Annotated in this window: 2 protein-coding genes; both read left to right on the top strand. The window is 72.0% G+C overall.

The window, feature by feature from the left end; translation table 11 throughout:
• On the top strand, positions 1-264 hold a 264-nt coding region (locus tag L6Q67_RS23915), incomplete at its 5' end, for a 4Fe-4S binding protein (RefSeq protein ID WP_296576127.1).
• 167 nt (positions 265-431) lie between these two features.
• Positions 432-651, top strand: a 220-nt coding sequence (locus L6Q67_RS23910; protein WP_296576124.1) for a hypothetical protein, incomplete at its 3' end; no start/stop codon positions are given.

Below are 651 nucleotides of genomic sequence, written 5' to 3'. Positions count from 1 at the left end.
GTCAGCGCCCCCTGGACGGACCGGCTGGTGGAGTTCGAGCCCTTCAAGACATCGATCACGCTGAACTTCGTGCGCAGTTGGCCCTACGTGGCCTGGGCCGCAGGCCTGGTGGTGTTGGGAGCCTTCCTCTACAAGGCCTGGTGCCGCTACCTGTGCCCGCTGGGTGCCGGCCTGGCCGTGCTGGGTCGCCTGCGGCGGTGGGCCTGGCTGCCGCGCCGTGTCGAATGCGGCCAGCCCTGCCAGACCTGCCGGCACCGCTGCTAATATCAGGCCATTTCCGCGGCCGGTGCGATCGACTACGACGAGTGCTTCCAATGCCTGGACTGCGTGGCCATCCACGACAGCGATGCCTTGTGCGCGCCGCGCATCCTGGCCGCGCGCAAGGGCCGTACCATCCCGATCCATCCCCTGCCACTGACCGGAGGCGCGCGATGACCCCAGCCGTGCCGGCGCGCCGCGCCTTCATCGGTGCCGCCCTGGGCCTGGCCGCCCGCGGCGCAGCAGCGGCAGGCCTGCGCTGGCATGAGCGCAGCCTGGTCGCACTGGGCACCACGCTGCAGCTGCGGGTGGCCGCGGGCTCGGCGGCGCAGGCCAGCGCGGCGCTCGATGCCGCCGTGGCTGCGGTGAGGCGGGTCGAGGTGGAGATGAGTC

The sequence above is a fragment of the Zoogloea sp. genome (assembly GCF_023150065.1).
Lineage (GTDB): Bacteria > Pseudomonadota > Gammaproteobacteria > Burkholderiales > Rhodocyclaceae > Zoogloea.
The sequence above is the reverse complement of the archived record's forward strand: the minus strand, read 5'-3'. Positions and strand labels throughout refer to the sequence as shown.